This is a genomic window from Mesorhizobium amorphae (assembly GCF_014843845.1).
Taxonomy (GTDB): domain Bacteria; phylum Pseudomonadota; class Alphaproteobacteria; order Rhizobiales; family Rhizobiaceae; genus Mesorhizobium; species Mesorhizobium amorphae_A.
Window position 1 is genome coordinate 232,180 of record NZ_JHQS01000060.1, and the last position, 12,921, is coordinate 245,100.

15 protein-coding genes are annotated in these 12,921 nt (G+C 64.4%); 5 read left to right on the forward strand and 10 right to left on the reverse strand.

What is annotated here, in order from left to right; translation table 11 throughout:
• Positions 1 to 203: 203 nt before the first annotated feature.
• Together DH08_RS26220 and DH08_RS26225 are read left to right on the forward strand one after the other, a co-directional pair.
• On the forward strand, positions 204 to 953 hold the full coding sequence (locus tag DH08_RS26220) for a YebC/PmpR family DNA-binding transcriptional regulator (protein ID WP_192182036.1): 750 nt from the start codon (positions 204 to 206) through the stop codon (positions 951 to 953).
• On the forward strand, positions 950 to 1,276 hold the full coding sequence (locus DH08_RS26225; protein ID WP_192182037.1) for an Rdx family protein: 327 nt from the start codon (positions 950 to 952) through the stop codon (positions 1,274 to 1,276). Before DH08_RS26220 ends, DH08_RS26225 begins: the two co-directional genes overlap by 4 nt.
• Before the next feature lie 23 nt (positions 1,277 to 1,299).
• Here DH08_RS26225 and DH08_RS26230 read toward each other — a convergent pair whose 3' ends face one another.
• Together DH08_RS26230 and DH08_RS26235 are read right to left on the reverse strand one after the other, a co-directional pair.
• On the reverse strand, positions 1,300 to 1,779 hold the full coding sequence (locus DH08_RS26230) for an anthrone oxygenase family protein (protein WP_192182038.1): 480 nt from the start codon (positions 1,777 to 1,779) through the stop codon (positions 1,300 to 1,302).
• A 1-nt stretch (position 1,780) separates the two neighbouring features.
• Positions 1,781 to 2,617, reverse strand: a complete 837-nt coding sequence (locus DH08_RS26235) for an NAD(P)H-binding protein (protein WP_192182039.1) — start codon at positions 2,615 to 2,617, stop codon at positions 1,781 to 1,783.
• Between the two features lie 113 nt (positions 2,618 to 2,730).
• On the opposite strand from DH08_RS26235, the gene DH08_RS26240 reads away from it, so the two are divergent.
• On the forward strand, positions 2,731 to 3,375 hold the full coding sequence (locus DH08_RS26240) for a TetR/AcrR family transcriptional regulator (RefSeq protein WP_192182040.1): 645 nt from the start codon (positions 2,731 to 2,733) through the stop codon (positions 3,373 to 3,375).
• Positions 3,376 to 3,465: 90 nt separating this feature from the next.
• Here DH08_RS26240 and rpmE read toward each other — a convergent pair whose 3' ends face one another.
• Positions 3,466 to 3,687, reverse strand: coding sequence for a 50S ribosomal protein L31 (rpmE, locus tag DH08_RS26245; RefSeq protein ID WP_006200144.1), 222 nt, complete (start codon positions 3,685 to 3,687; stop codon positions 3,466 to 3,468).
• Between the two features lie 205 nt (positions 3,688 to 3,892).
• Between rpmE and DH08_RS26250 the strand changes: the two genes are divergently transcribed.
• Positions 3,893 to 5,695 carry an ABC transporter transmembrane domain-containing protein gene (locus tag DH08_RS26250; RefSeq protein WP_192182041.1) on the forward strand — a complete coding sequence of 601 codons (1,803 nt, stop codon included), beginning with the start codon at positions 3,893 to 3,895 and terminating at the stop codon, positions 5,693 to 5,695.
• A gap of 26 nt (positions 5,696 to 5,721) precedes the next feature.
• On the opposite strand, the gene DH08_RS26255 is transcribed toward DH08_RS26250, so the two are convergent.
• Positions 5,722 to 7,209, reverse strand: coding sequence for a carboxypeptidase M32 (locus tag DH08_RS26255; protein ID WP_192182042.1), 1,488 nt, complete (start codon positions 7,207 to 7,209; stop codon positions 5,722 to 5,724).
• A 161-nt stretch (positions 7,210 to 7,370) separates the two neighbouring features.
• Between DH08_RS26255 and DH08_RS26260 the strand changes: the two genes are divergently transcribed.
• The gene (locus tag DH08_RS26260) at positions 7,371 to 7,724 is read left to right on the forward strand and encodes a DUF1304 domain-containing protein (RefSeq protein WP_192182043.1); all 354 of its coding nucleotides are present in this window, start codon (positions 7,371 to 7,373) and stop codon (positions 7,722 to 7,724) included.
• 65 nt (positions 7,725 to 7,789) lie between these two features.
• On the opposite strand, the gene DH08_RS26265 is transcribed toward DH08_RS26260, so the two are convergent.
• The 6 genes from DH08_RS26265 to efp form a co-directional block, all read right to left on the reverse strand.
• Positions 7,790 to 8,224, reverse strand: coding sequence for a hypothetical protein (locus tag DH08_RS26265; RefSeq protein ID WP_192182044.1), 435 nt, complete (start codon positions 8,222 to 8,224; stop codon positions 7,790 to 7,792).
• Positions 8,225 to 8,465: 241 nt separating this feature from the next.
• Positions 8,466 to 9,497, reverse strand: a complete 1,032-nt coding sequence (locus tag DH08_RS26270) for a peptidoglycan -binding protein (RefSeq protein WP_192182045.1) — start codon at positions 9,495 to 9,497, stop codon at positions 8,466 to 8,468.
• A gap of 1 nt (position 9,498) precedes the next feature.
• Positions 9,499 to 10,524 carry a MotA/TolQ/ExbB proton channel family protein gene (locus DH08_RS26275; protein WP_192182046.1) on the reverse strand — a complete coding sequence of 342 codons (1,026 nt, stop codon included), beginning with the start codon at positions 10,522 to 10,524 and terminating at the stop codon, positions 9,499 to 9,501.
• Positions 10,525 to 10,628: 104 nt separating this feature from the next.
• On the reverse strand, positions 10,629 to 11,321 hold the full coding sequence (gene trhA / locus DH08_RS26280) for a PAQR family membrane homeostasis protein TrhA (protein ID WP_192182047.1): 693 nt from the start codon (positions 11,319 to 11,321) through the stop codon (positions 10,629 to 10,631).
• Positions 11,322 to 11,419: 98 nt separating this feature from the next.
• Positions 11,420 to 12,220, reverse strand: a complete 801-nt coding sequence (locus tag DH08_RS26285; RefSeq protein WP_192182048.1) for an inositol monophosphatase family protein — start codon at positions 12,218 to 12,220, stop codon at positions 11,420 to 11,422.
• Between the two features lie 26 nt (positions 12,221 to 12,246).
• Entirely contained in the window at positions 12,247 to 12,813 is a 567-nt protein-coding gene (gene efp / locus DH08_RS26290) for an elongation factor P (protein WP_192182049.1), read from the reverse strand.
• Positions 12,814 to 12,921 lie beyond the last annotated feature (108 nt).

Sequence of the window (12,921 nt, forward strand, 5' to 3'; positions counted from 1 at the left end):
GGGCTGATCGCGTCCAGGTCGCCAACGGCGCGGCTGGACGAATTGAGCCGATTTATTTATAAGCCGGCCATTCCGACAGAGAGCGCCGTATGTCCAATCGGGCATACTAGGGACGTTCTGAAAATTTGAATTCGAGCATTTTCGCAAACGTCGGGTGAAACCGCCCGGCCGCAAATGTTCTAGCCGAAGACGACAGGGGTGCCATGGCTGGCCATTCACAGTTCAAGAACATCATGCACCGCAAAGGCCGCCAGGATGCGGTGCGGTCGAAAATGTTTTCCAAGCTGGCGCGCGAAATCACCGTCGCCGCCAAGACCGGGACGCCGGACCCGTCGATGAACCCGCGCCTGCGCCTTGCCGTGCAGAATGCCAAGGCGGTGTCGATGCCGAAGGACAACATCCAGCGCGCCATCAACAAGGCGTCGATGGGCGATGCCGAAAACTACGAAGCCGTGCGCTACGAAGGCTACGGGCCGGGCGGCGTGGCGCTGATCGTCGAGGCGCTGACCGACAACCGCAACCGTTCGGCCTCGAACGTGCGCGCGGCCTTCACCAAGGCCGGCGGGGCGATGGGCGAAACCGGCTCGGTGTCGTTCATGTGGGATCGTGTCGGCGAAATCTATTATCCGGCGTCAGTCGGCAGCGCCGAAAAGGTCATGGATGCGGCGATCGAGGCCGGCGCCGACGACGTGCAGTCGGACGAGGAAGGCCACACCATCTATTGCGCCTTCGAAAATCTCGGCGAAGTCTCCAAGGCTCTGGAAGGCGCGCTCGGCGAAGCCGAATCGGTGAAGCCGATCTGGCAGCCGCAGAACAATATCCCGGTCGACGAGGAGCGCGCACAGTCGCTGATGAAGCTGGTCGCCACGCTCGAGGACGACGACGACGTGCAGAGCGTCTACGCCAATTTCGAGGTCGACGACGAGACCATGGCCAAGCTCAGCGCGGCATGACCGAAAAGCCGCTGCCCACCATCCGCATCACCTATTGCACACAGTGCCAGTGGCTGTTGCGCGCCGGCTGGATGGCGCAGGAACTGCTTTCCACCTTTGGCGCGGATCTCGGGGAGGTGACTCTGGTACCGGGCACCGGCGGCATCTTCACCATCTCCTGCAACGACACGCTCATCTGGGACCGCAAGCGCGATGGCGGCTTTCCGGATGCGGCCAAGCTCAAGCAGCTGGTCCGCGACGTCATCGACCCGGACCGCGATCTCGGCCATGCCGACCGCAAGGGGCATACGACAAAAGACCACACGCAAAAAGACCCGACCTGAGGCGATGTCTTTTTTTGCCTTTTTCAGATCAATGCGAAAATGAAGCAGGCTATCGCAACGATGGCGGTGATGGTGCGGACGTGGTTCCACATCACCCACTTGCTCAGATAGTTCGACCACACGGCGGCACCGTTGCTGCTTGCCGGATCGACGGCGGCGAGCGCGTCGTTGAGCGGCACGTTGAAGACCATGGTCACGATCGGGTTGCCCACGAGATAGAACAGCGCGCCGGTCAGCAGCCAGAAAGAGCCCGGCTGGCCCCAGCCGATGATCGCGCCGGCAATGAGCACCAGGCAGACCAGCCCGGTGCCGAAAAGCGCGGTCATGAACAGCGGCGTGATGACGGTGACGTTGATCGAATTCATCGCGGCGATGCCGCCTGGGGCGGGCAGCCGGGCAAGTCCCGCCATTATGAAATTGGAAAAGGCGAAGAACACGCCGCCGACGATGCCCGAGCCGAGCGCGGCGATGAAGATGAGGGCGGGAAGAAGCTTCGCGCTCATATCAGTTGCTCCAGATGCCGGAAGCGGCGGTTTCGGTTGTATAGGCGGAAAAGTCTTTTGGCGCACGGCCGAGAACACGCTGGACACCGTCGGTCAGCGCCTCGTTGCGGCCATCGAGCACCTCGGTGAACAGCTCGTTGAGCAGCCAGGCAAACTCGGCCGGCAGTTCGTGCGCGGCGATTGCGGCGGCGAACTCTGCATGCGAAATCTGCTTGAAGCGGATGTCGCGGCCGGCGGCCTTGCCGATCTCGGCGATCGCGTCGGCGAAACTCAGCAGCCGCGGTCCGGTTAGTTCATAAAGCTGGCCGACATGCCCTTGCTGGGTAAGCGCCGTTACGGCGGCGTCGGCGATGTCGTCTGCATCGACGAAAGGTTCCCCGACATTGCCGACCGGCAACTGCACCTCGCCTTCGAGCAAGGGGTCAAGCAGAAAGCTCTCGCTGAAGTTCTGGGCAAACCAGGCACAGCGCAGGATCGTCCAGTCGGCGCCCGAGGCCTTCAGCATCTCTTCGGCGCGCTGGGCCTCCGTTTCGCCCCGCCCCGACAGCAGCACCAGCCGCTTGATGCCGTTTTGCACTGCAAGATTGGCCAAGGAGCCGACCGCTTCAGCGGCACCCGGCACGGAGAGATCAGGATAGTAGCTGATGTAGACGGCGCCCACGCCCTGCATTGCCGGGGCCCAGGTCGCGTCGTCTTCCCAGTCGAAAGAAGGGGCGCCGGAACGTGAGCCGATGCGCACCGGAAGGCCGCGCGCCGTCAGCCGCTCGGCGATGCGGCGGCCGATCTTGCCGGTGCCGCCGAGGATCAAGGTCGGATGTTTCGCTGTGCTGTCAGTCATCTCGGTTTCCTCTTTTCACAAACATGAGAAATCCTCACATTTGCAAAACGTGATAAACCCTCGTATTTTGTGAGTCAAGCCAATTCGTCGAAGAAATGTTTCCGGAGTTAGCCATGGAAGGCAGATCCGCCGTGTCGCCTCAACAGGATGGGCAGGTCGCATCGCCGCGCCGGGCGCCCAGCCAGCAGCGCAGCCGCGAGCGGGTCGAGCGGATGCTGGCCGCCGCCTCGGTGCTGATCGCCGAGCAGGGCAGCGACGCCATGCGCATGGGCGAGGTGGCGGAAAGGGCAGGCGTGTCGATCGGCTCGCTCTACCAGTTCTTCCCGGACAAGCGGGCGATCGTCTGGGCGCTGGCCGAGCGCTACACCGCCGAAAGCCAGGCCTGTATCGCGGCCGCGCTGAAGGACGTTGGAGATGCCGAAGGCCTGCGGCAGGCGTTTTCGGAGCTGGTGGACATCTACTACCGGCTGTTCCTGGCCGAGCCGGTCATGCGCGACATCTGGTCGGGCACGCAGGCCGACAAGGCACTGCGCGAGCTCGAGCTGGCGGACAGCCGCGCCAATGCCGAATTCCTCATCGCGGTGCTGAGGCGGCTGCGTCCGGACGCCGATCCGGTAGCGCTGGAGACGACGGCTTTCCTGGTCTGGCAGATGGGCGAGGCCGCGATGCGGCTGGCGATCTCTGTCGATCGAGAGGAAGGCGACAGGCTGGTGGCAGCCTACAAGCGCATGGCGCTGCGGGAATTGCTTGCCGAGTAGGGCCGCGCGACCTCGGCTGAGAAGTGGCAGGCCCAATCAACAAAAAACCCGCCTCGAAGGCGGGTTTTTGATCTGCTATGTCGATCTGGCTTAGATGCCGAAGCCTTCGAAACGCTTCTTGAACTTTGACAGGCGGCCGCCGCGGTCGAGCAGGGTCTGCTGGCCGCCGGTCCAGGCCGGATGGGTGGTCGGGTCGATATCGAGGTTCATCGTATCGCCTTCCTTGCCCCAGGTCGAACGGGTCATGTATTCGGTGCCGTCGGTCATGACGACCTTGATCGTGTGGTAGTCGGGATGGATGTCGGTCTTCATGGTTCTGTTCCTGGCTTGCCGGCGCTGCCGACGGGCCCATGGCCTGCGTCGATGCGCCCCTTTTTAAAATTCGAAGCCGCAGCTATTGAGGAGCCACGGCTTCTAAAACGGTCGGCGACCCTATACATCAGCCGGAATTGAATCACAAGGCCGCGGCAGGCGCATATTGAAGACGCCCACCTGGAACAGGCCAGAGGAAACGGTCATGGCGGATATCAGCGGCGAGGAAGACGGGCGCCGGCGCTCGCTCGGGCCGCTGGGGCGCCTTTTTCCCTACATCACCCGCTACCGCAAATTGGTCATCGGTGCGGTCATCTCGCTGATCGTCGCCGCTGCGACGACGCTTGCCTTGCCGCTCGCCGTGCGGCGCATGATCGACCACGGCTTTTCCGCGTCCGATTCCAGCTTCATCGCCGAATATTTCGCCATGCTGGTGGTGATGGCCGCATTGCTGGCGGCGGCCTCGGCCAGCCGCTACTATTTCGTCATCACGCTCGGCGAGCGCGTTGTCGCCGACATCCGCAGCGATGTGTTTGCCCATGTCACGACGCTGTCGCCGGCCTTCTTCGACACCGCACAGTCGGGCGAGATCGTGTCGCGGCTCGCCGCCGACACCACGCAGGTGAAATCGGCGGTCGGCGCCACCGCCTCGGTGGCGCTGCGCAACGTCATCCTCGGCCTCGGCGCGGTGGCAATGATGGTCGTCACCAGCCCGAAACTGTCAGGCCTGGTGATTGCCGCGATTCCCGTCATCGTGCTTCCGCTGGTCGCCTTCGGGCGCTCGGTGCGGCGGAAATCGCGGCAGGCGCAGGATACGCTGGCCGACGCCACCGCCTATGCCAGCGAGCAGATCGGCGCGGTGCGCACGCTGCAGGCCTTCACCAACGAAAAACTGGTCACCGGGCGGTTCTCGGCCGCCGTGGAAGCCGCCTTCGAGGCGGCGCGGGCCTCGATCTTCGCCCGCTCCTTCCTGACCTTCTTCGCCATCTTCATGATCTTTTCCTCGGTCGTGGCGGTGCTCTGGTTCGGCTCGCGCGACGTGTTGGCGGGCACGCTGTCGCCGGGCACGCTCGGCCAGTTCCTGCTTTATTCGGTGTTCGCCGCCGGCGCGCTTGGCGCGCTATCGGAGGTCTGGGGCGAGCTTTCCCAGGCAGCGGGCGCGGCGGAGCGGCTGACCGAGATCCTGGCCGAAAAGCCCGCCATCCAGTCGCCGGCCAATCCCGCGCCGCTGCCGGTGAAAGCGAAAGGCGCGATCAGCTTCGACGACGTGTCCTTCTCCTATCCGGCACGGCCCGACCGCGCCGCCGTCCATGGCCTGAGTTTTCAGATCAAACCCGGCGAGACGGTGGCGATCGTTGGTCCCTCGGGCGCCGGCAAGAGCACCGTGTTTTCGCTGATCCTGCGCTTCTATGACCCCGAGACCGGCCGTATCGTCATCGACGGGGTCGACCTGCGCGAGGCCGATCCGGCTGATGTCAGGGAGCGCATTGCGATCGTGCCGCAGGACGTCACCATCTTCGCGGCCAGCGCGCGCGACAATATCGGCTTCGGCCGGCCCGGCGCCAGCACCGCAGAGATCGAGGCGGCGGCCAAGGCGGCCCTCGCCGACGAGTTCATCTTGAAGCTCGATAAAGGCTATGACAGCCAGGTCGGCGAGCGCGGCGTGACGCTCTCCGGCGGCCAGCGCCAGCGCGTGGCGATTGCCCGCGCCATATTGCGCGACGCGCCGATCCTGCTGCTCGACGAGGCGACTTCGGCGCTCGACGCCGAAAGCGAGACGCTGGTGCAGACGGCGCTGGAGCGGCTGATGCAGGGCCGCACCACTTTGGTCATCGCTCACCGGCTGGCGACGGTGCTGAAGGCCGACCGCATCCTGGTCATGGAGGCCGGCCGCATCGTCGAGGAAGGCACCCACCAGAGCCTCGTCGCCAAGGGCGGCATCTATGCGCGGCTGGCCAAGCTGCAATTCGAGACCGGCGCCAGCGCCTTCAAGGGCGCGGCCGAGTAGCCGGCGCACACGGCACGGCCCTGCTGTCAGGCGGTGCCGTAGCGCTTCTTCAGATGCTCGGTGAAATGCGCGGCATTCAGCCTTTCGCCTGTAGCGCGTTCGAGCAGGTCTGGCGTCGACCAGCGCGACCCTTGCGACCAGATCCTTTCACGGCGCCAATCGTTGATGGCACTGAAATCGCCTTTGGCGAGGTCACTGTCGGCTAGAGGATGGTCACGCGTCAGCGCCGCCCATTGCTGCGCCGCCATCATGGCGCCCAGCGTGTAGGACGGGAAATAACCGAACGCAGCACCCGGCCAATGCACGTCCTGCATCGGTCCGTCGGCGGGGTTGTCGATGGTCGACAGGCTGAGATAGTCGCGCATCTTGGCGTCCCAGGCCTCCGGCAGGTCGGCCACGTCCAGCCGGCCCGAAACCAGTTCCTGCTCCAGTTCGTAGCGCAGGATGACGTGCAGCGGGTACGTGACCTCGTCGGCATCGACGCGGATCAGGCCGCGCTCGACCCGGTGTACATGCGGCAGGATGTCGTCGAGCGACCAGGCCTCGCCGAGATGCTTTTCGACCACCGGCAGCGCCCAGCGCCAGAAGGCCGGATTGCGTCCGATCTGCTTTTCGACGAACAGGCTCTGGCTTTCATGCACCGCCATGCCGCGCGCCTTGCCGAGCTGCCAATGCGACCAGGCCTTGGGCAGGTTCTGCTCGTAAAGCGCATGGCCGGTTTCGTGCAGCACGCCCATCAGCGCCGACAGGAAATCCGATGTCTTGTAGCGGGTGGTGATGCGCACGTCGCTCGGCACACCGCCGCAGAAAGGGTGATGCGACACCGACAGCGAGCCGTGCGTCAGGTCGAAACCGGCGGCCGCCATCATGGCGAGGCCAAGCTCGCGCTGCCTGTCGGTCGCATAGCTGCCGGAGAGCGGCTTCAGCGGGCGCTCGGCCAGCCGCGCCTCTTGCACGGCCAGGGCTTCCGGCACGAAACCCTTGAGAAAGGTCTTCAGTTCGGCGAACACGGGTGTGATGTCGGCGGCGCGGTTGCCGGGATCGTACTGTTCCATCAATGCGTCGTAAGGGTCGAGGCCAAGCACGTCGGCGCGCAATGCCGCTTCCTCTCGTACCAGGGCGACTACGCCTTCCAGCGATGGCAGGAAGCCTGCCCAGTCGTTCTTGGCGCGCAGATCACGCCAGAGCTGTTCGGAGCGCATGCGCGCCGTCGTCTGGCGCTCGACGAACTCGACCGGCAGGCAGGTCAGGTTGGTGTATTGCCGGCGCAACTCCCCGACCGCCGCCTGCTGTTCCTCGTTCAGCACCTCCTGTTCCGCAGCGGCGATCCAGTCTGATATTTCGGGCGCGGTCGCCCGCGCGTGAAGCATGCCGGCAAGCGCCGACATCGCCTCGGCGCGCTTCTCGCCGCCGCCGACCGCCATGTGCGTCGCCTCGTCGGCGCCGAGGATGGCAAGCGCATGCTCCAGCGCTTCGAGCTTGTGGCCGAGGTCGTCAAGTTTCTGAAAGGACATTGTGGATTCCGTCGGCTTCGATTGGCTGGCGGGAAAAGATACCAACATGCCGGGGTTGGCAACCCTGAGCCTGGCGAGAGCCGCGCTCGAGGCACCTTGCGCAGCGACGCCCACGCATGATCAATGCTGGCTGGCCGAAAAGACGGCAAACGGGGGGCAAAATGATCGGCAACATTCTGGTCGGGCTGGTGGCGCTGATCCACTGCTACATCGTCTATCTGGAGATGGTGCTGTGGGATACGCCGCGCGGCCACAAGGCGTTCGGCCTGACACCTGACTTTGCCAAGGCGTCCAAGGTGCTCGCAGCCAACCAGGGGCTCTACAACGGCTTTCTCGCCGCCGGCCTGATCTGGGGCCTCACGCTCGGGGCGGCCGGCTTCCAGATCAAGGTGTTCTTCCTGCTTTGCGTCGCCATAGCAGGCCTCTATGGCGCGGCGACCGTCAGCAGGAAGATCCTGTTCATCCAGACCGTGCCGGCCGCGGTCGCCCTGATCGTGCTCTGGCTGGGCTGGTGAAAAAAGACGCCCTTGGGGCTGAGTTCCCTTGGGCGCCAGGTCGTCCCTTCCTCTTGTTCCGGTAATCAGCCGTTCGGATAGTGCCCGCCGTCGGCGCCGTCGCCCATCAGGAAGCCGGTGCTGGTGTCGAGCCGGAGCGCCTGGTCGACATTGTCGAGTTGGCGCAGCAAATCATGATACTGCGCAGCCGGTATCCTGCCATGGTCCGCGGCAGCCGTTCTTGCGGCGGCCTGGCTGATATGGGCGGCGCGCATATGCAGCTTCTGCGCTTCGGCCGGTGTGATCGTGTTCTCCTGCCTAGCGTCCGCGATGCCTTCGTCAACGCCCTTCGCCTGTTCGATCAGGCCGGTCACGCGCGGGCCGACCATGTCGGTCGGGTCCGTTGCGTCGAGAGCGCCCTTGTGATGTCCAGCGGCATAGGCGCCGGCCAAAGGAACCGCGACAAGAAAAGCGGCGATCGTTGCAGTCCTGATTGTTGCCTTGGGAGCATAAGAGCGCATGGCTGCGTCCTCCTCTTACTGTGGAAGGGGCGATTGCCGCGCCCACTTCCGGTCACAGGCCGTCCGGTTCCGTCGCGTCGCGATGATGGGAGCCATCGCCGGCGGTTCTCGGCCTCCGCAGCGGAAACTAGAAGCGGCCGGCGGCGAAGTGTAATTAAAAAAAGATAATCTTTTCAGGCCTTGTCGACCTGAGACCTACGCCCTAGCGTTGAGCCGGCGAACAAATTCGCGTGATGCGCGATCACCGTTCGGTGAGCTTCAGTTCAATGCGGCGGTTCTTATTGCGGGCCTCGTCGGTGTCGGCGGGGTCGAGCGGCTGGAACTCGCCGAAGCCGGCGGCGACCAGCCGGTTGGCCGGCACGCCGTTCTCAATCAGGAACTTCACCACCGAGGTCGAGCGCGCCGTCGAAAGCTCCCAATTGTCGCGGTAGCGGCCGGCGCCGGACAGCGGCTTGTTGTCGGTGTGGCCGTCGACGCGCAGCACCCAGTTGATCTCCGGCGGGATCTCCTTCTGCAGTTCGATGATGGCATCGGCGAGCTTCTTCATCTCGACCTTGCCGGCATCGTTGATCACCTCGGAGCCGGTGGGAAACAGCACTTCCGACTGGAAGACGAAACGGTCGCCGACGATGCGGATGTTCTCGCGGTCGGCAAGGATTTCACGCAGGCGGCCGAAGAAGTCGGAGCGGTAGCGGTTCAGCTCCTGCACGCGCTGCGCAAGTGCCACGTTGAGGCGGCGGCCGAGATCGGCGATCTTGGTGTTGGAGTCGCGATCGCGCTGTTCGGACACGTTGAGCGCGTCCTCGAGGGCGCCGATCTGCTTGCGGAGCGCCGCGATCTGCTGGTTGAGGATCTCGACCTGGCTCAGCGCCTGCTGGCTGATCTGGCGCTGGCTGTCGAGTTCGCCGGAAAGGGCGGTGGCACGCTGGTTGGCCGCATCGCCGGCGCCGGCGCCTTGCGCCAGCAATTGCTGGAGCCGGCTCTTTTCCGCCTCCGACGCCGACAGCGAAGCCTGCAGATTGGCGAGCGAATCCTCCTTGTCCTGCGTCGACGAGCGCTCCAGCGCCAGGAGCTGGGTCAGTTCGTTGATCTGCGAGTTGAGGCGGTTGAGCACAGTGTCCTTGCCGGAGATTTCGCGGCCGAGCAGGAACTGCGCCAGCACGAAGACGGTGAGCAGGAACATGATCGCCAGGAGCAGCGTCGACAGCGCATCGACGAAGCCCGGCCAGTAGTCGATGCGGCGATCGGCGCGCCGTGCCCTGGCGAGAGCCATGCTAGTGGACTCCCTGCTTCTTCAGGGCGTCGGCGATCTTTTCCAGCGTGTTGCGCATCGCCTTCTGCTCGTCTGACTGCGCCTCGACCCAGTCGCGCATGATCTGCTGTTCGGAGCGCATGTTCTTGACCAGCCCGGAAATGCCGTCGGCAAGATTGGCCATGGCGGTGGCGACGCGCGGATTGGAGCCGCCGCCATTCTCCTGCAGGCTGCGCAGCCTTTCCGACAACAGGCGGATCTCGTCGGAAGGTTCGCTCCTGGCCGGATCGGCAACGACGATGTCGGAGGAGAGATCGGTGACCGAGGACAGCCAGTTTTCCAGCTCGGTGTAGAAGCGGGTCTGGGCGCGGCCTGCCTGCAGGTCGAGGAAGCCGAGCACCAGCGAGCCGGAGAGACCGAACAGCGAGGACGAGAAGGCGGTGCCCATGCCGGCCAGCGGCGCCGACAGGCCTTGCTTGAGCGACTCCAGCACAGCGGCGGCATCACCGGTGCCGGGATCGAGAGATTCGATGGTTTCGCGGATCGAGCCGATGGTGTTGAGCAGGCCCCAGAAGGTGCCGAGCAGGCCGAGGAAGACCAGGAGGCCGACGAGATAGCGCGAGGTGTCACGGCTTTCGTCGAGGCGGGTGGCGATCGAATCGAGCATGGTGCGCATCGAGGAGGTCGAGAAGGCCACCGTCGACGAACGGCCGATCATCGCCTTCATCGGCGCCAGCAGCACCGGTTCGGTGGTTTCCGAGCCGGCGCGGAAGGAGTTGACCCAGCGCACCTCGCGAAACAGGCGCCCGACCTGGGCGAAGGCGAGCAGGATGCCGACCACCAGCACGCCGATGATCAGCCCGTTGAGGCCCGGATTGGTGACGAATGCGCTCGAGACCTGGCGGGTCAGGATGGCGGCGATGAAGGCCACGATGACCAGGAAGATCAGCATGGTCAGCAGAAAAACCTGCGGGCTGGACAGTTTATGGGGGTCGTAGATCAGAACGTCGGAGCGCCTGCCGATGCCGAAGGATCTGAGAAAAGCCATTCGTGCCCCGTTTCCGATGCCGCTGCCGCCGATCAACTTGTTCGCGACTCTAAACGGAATTGTGACCAAATTGAATGGCGCTTGGCAATATTGCCCGCCAAAGCTCAGAAGCGGTTTATCACCAGACAGTCGACCATGGCGGCCAGATGCAGCCCGGCGCCGGTGACGACAAAGCCGTGCCAGACGGCGTTGTGGAAGCGCAGGCCCTTCCAAGCGAAGAAGATGACGCCCAAGGAGTAAACAACGCCGCCGGCGACGATGAGCGCGATCGACGTCGTCGGCAAGGTCTGCACCAGCGGGCCGACCAGGACGATGCCGCTCCAGCCGATGGCGAGATAGAAGACGACCGCCAGCCGGTCGAAGCGGCCGGGAAGAAACACTTTTATGGCGATGCCGATCGCCGCCGAGACCCAGACCAGGACGATCATCGAGACAGCCAGCGGCGAGCCATCGAGTTGGGCGAGGAAGGGCGTATAGGTCGCGGCGATCAGGAGAAAGATCGCGGCATGGTCGAAGCGACGCAGGATCCACTTCGCCGGCGACGACACCGGCCACAGGTTGTAGGCCAGCGACACCGACAAGACGGTAAGCAGCGACACGACGTAGAAGGCGGCGGCGATATACTCGCCGGGACCGGCATGGAAGGCCGCCAGCGCCAGGAATGCCGAGCCGGCCGAGATCGCCAGCACGATGCCCACCGCATGCACGATACCGTCGGCGATCATTTCGGCGCGCGAATAGTGCCAGCGGCCCATGAACGGGATGTCGAGCTGGGATTGCGGTCGGGTGTCGCTCATGAATGGTCCTGCATCGCCCGTATCTGGGCGGTTGCCGGACAGTATTTCAAGCTTTGGTTGCGATTTTGCGACTGCGGCGCTTCAGCGCGGCAACATTATCAGCGCGGCGTAACCGGCTTCTTCACTGTCTTCAACAGCGCGCGCTGGATGATCTCGTTGCCGGCGACGACCGAGCCGTTGTCCAGCATGTCCTGGCCGCCATCGAAGTCGGAGACGAAGCCGCCTGCCTCGCGGATCAAGAGCAGGGCGGCGGCGATGTCCCAGGCCGACAGGCCGACTTCCCAGAACCCGTCCATGCGACCGGCGGCGACATAGGCGAGATCGAGCGAGGCGGAGCCGAGGCGGCGCACGCCCGAAACCTCGGCCATCACATTGCGCAGTTCGACAAGGAAATTGCCGTGCTGGCCGCGGCCGAGATGCGGCATGCCGCAGCCGATCACCGCGTCGACCAGCTTGGTGCGGCCGGCGACGCGCAGCCGGCGGTCGTTCATGAACGCACCGCCGCCGCGCTCGGCGGTGTAGAGCTCGTCCATCGCCGGATTGTAGATGACGCCGGCGACGATCTGGCCCTGGCGCTCGAGCGCGATCGAGATGGCAAACAGCGGAATGCCGTGCAGGAAATTGGTGGTGCCGTCGAGCGGGTCGACGATCCAGCGGTGCTGGCCGTCATCGCCCGCGACGGCGCCGCGCTCCTCCATCAGGAAGGAGTAACCCGGCCGTGCCTTTGACAGCTCGGTGAACAGGATGTCCTCGGCCTTGCGGTCGGCCTGGCTGACATAGTCGCCCGGCCCCTTCATCGAGACCTGCAGGTTCTGCACTTCGCCGAAGTCGCGCGACAGCGAGCGGCCGGCCTTCATGGCGGCCTGGACCATGACATTGAGGATCGCGGAGCGCGCCATTTTTGTTCTTCCCGCTGCTCGCAGCCCTAATCGGCGCGGCGAATGTAAGTGATTTCGTTGGTGTCGACGAGGATGCGCTCGCCGGCGCCGATGAACGGCGGCACCAAAACGCGGATGCCGTTTTCCAGGATCGCCGGCTTATAGGACGAGGCCGCCGTCTGGCCTTTCACCACCGGGTCGGCCTCGGTGATGGTCAGCGTCACCTGGTCGGGCAGCGAAATACCGATCGGCCGCTCTTCATAGAGCTGCACCGTCACCATCATGCCGTCCTGCAGGAAGGCGGCGCGGTCGCCGACGAAATCCTTCTGCAGTTCGAGCTGTTCGTAGCTCTCGGTATCCATGAACACCAGCGCATCGCCCTGCTCGTAGAGGAAGGAAAAGTCCTTCATCTCCAGCCTGATCTGCTCGACCGTCTCGGCGGAGCGGAAGCGCTCGTTGAGCTTGGTGCCGTTGATGAGGTTCTTCAGCTCGACCTGGTTATAGGCGCCGCCCTTGCCGGGCTTGACGGTGTTGGTCTTGACCGCCACCCACAGGCCGCCATCGTGCTCGATGACATAGCCCGGACGGATTTCGTTGCCATTGATCTTGGCCATGTTGAGTTGTTCCGGAATGAGATTGTCGCCTGACGGCGATTTGGCGCCTCCAAGACCACAAATCGGCTGGAGAGGCAAGGGAGCGGGGCGACACAGGCCTGATCGGCG

Excerpts from the sequence above, each read along its gene's own strand:
- DH08_RS26285 (WP_192182048.1), bottom strand. The coding sequence starts at position 12,220 with ATGGCGCGCTCCGCGATCCTCAATGTCATGGTCCAGGCCGCCATGAAG.
- DH08_RS26270 (WP_192182045.1), bottom strand. The coding sequence starts at position 9,497 with ATGGCTCTCGCCAGGGCACGGCGCGCCGATCGCCGCATCGACTACTGG.
- DH08_RS26265 (WP_192182044.1), bottom strand. The coding sequence starts at position 8,224 with ATGCGCTCTTATGCTCCCAAGGCAACAATCAGGACTGCAACGATCGCC.
- DH08_RS26250 (WP_192182041.1), top strand. The coding sequence starts at position 3,893 with ATGGCGGATATCAGCGGCGAGGAAGACGGGCGCCGGCGCTCGCTCGGG.
- DH08_RS26230 (WP_192182038.1), bottom strand. The coding sequence starts at position 1,779 with ATGAGCGCGAAGCTTCTTCCCGCCCTCATCTTCATCGCCGCGCTCGGC.
- DH08_RS26220 (WP_192182036.1), top strand. The coding sequence starts at position 204 with ATGGCTGGCCATTCACAGTTCAAGAACATCATGCACCGCAAAGGCCGC.
- DH08_RS26275 (WP_192182046.1), bottom strand. The coding sequence starts at position 10,524 with ATGGCTTTTCTCAGATCCTTCGGCATCGGCAGGCGCTCCGACGTTCTG.
- rpmE (WP_006200144.1), bottom strand. The coding sequence starts at position 3,687 with ATGAAGACCGACATCCATCCCGACTACCACACGATCAAGGTCGTCATG.
- DH08_RS26225 (WP_192182037.1), top strand. The coding sequence starts at position 950 with ATGACCGAAAAGCCGCTGCCCACCATCCGCATCACCTATTGCACACAG.
- efp (WP_192182049.1), bottom strand. The coding sequence starts at position 12,813 with ATGGCCAAGATCAATGGCAACGAAATCCGTCCGGGCTATGTCATCGAG.
- DH08_RS26235 (WP_192182039.1), bottom strand. The coding sequence starts at position 2,617 with ATGACTGACAGCACAGCGAAACATCCGACCTTGATCCTCGGCGGCACC.
- trhA (WP_192182047.1), bottom strand. The coding sequence starts at position 11,321 with ATGAGCGACACCCGACCGCAATCCCAGCTCGACATCCCGTTCATGGGC.
- DH08_RS26240 (WP_192182040.1), top strand. The coding sequence starts at position 2,731 with ATGGAAGGCAGATCCGCCGTGTCGCCTCAACAGGATGGGCAGGTCGCA.
- DH08_RS26260 (WP_192182043.1), top strand. The coding sequence starts at position 7,371 with ATGATCGGCAACATTCTGGTCGGGCTGGTGGCGCTGATCCACTGCTAC.
- DH08_RS26255 (WP_192182042.1), bottom strand. The coding sequence starts at position 7,209 with ATGTCCTTTCAGAAACTTGACGACCTCGGCCACAAGCTCGAAGCGCTG.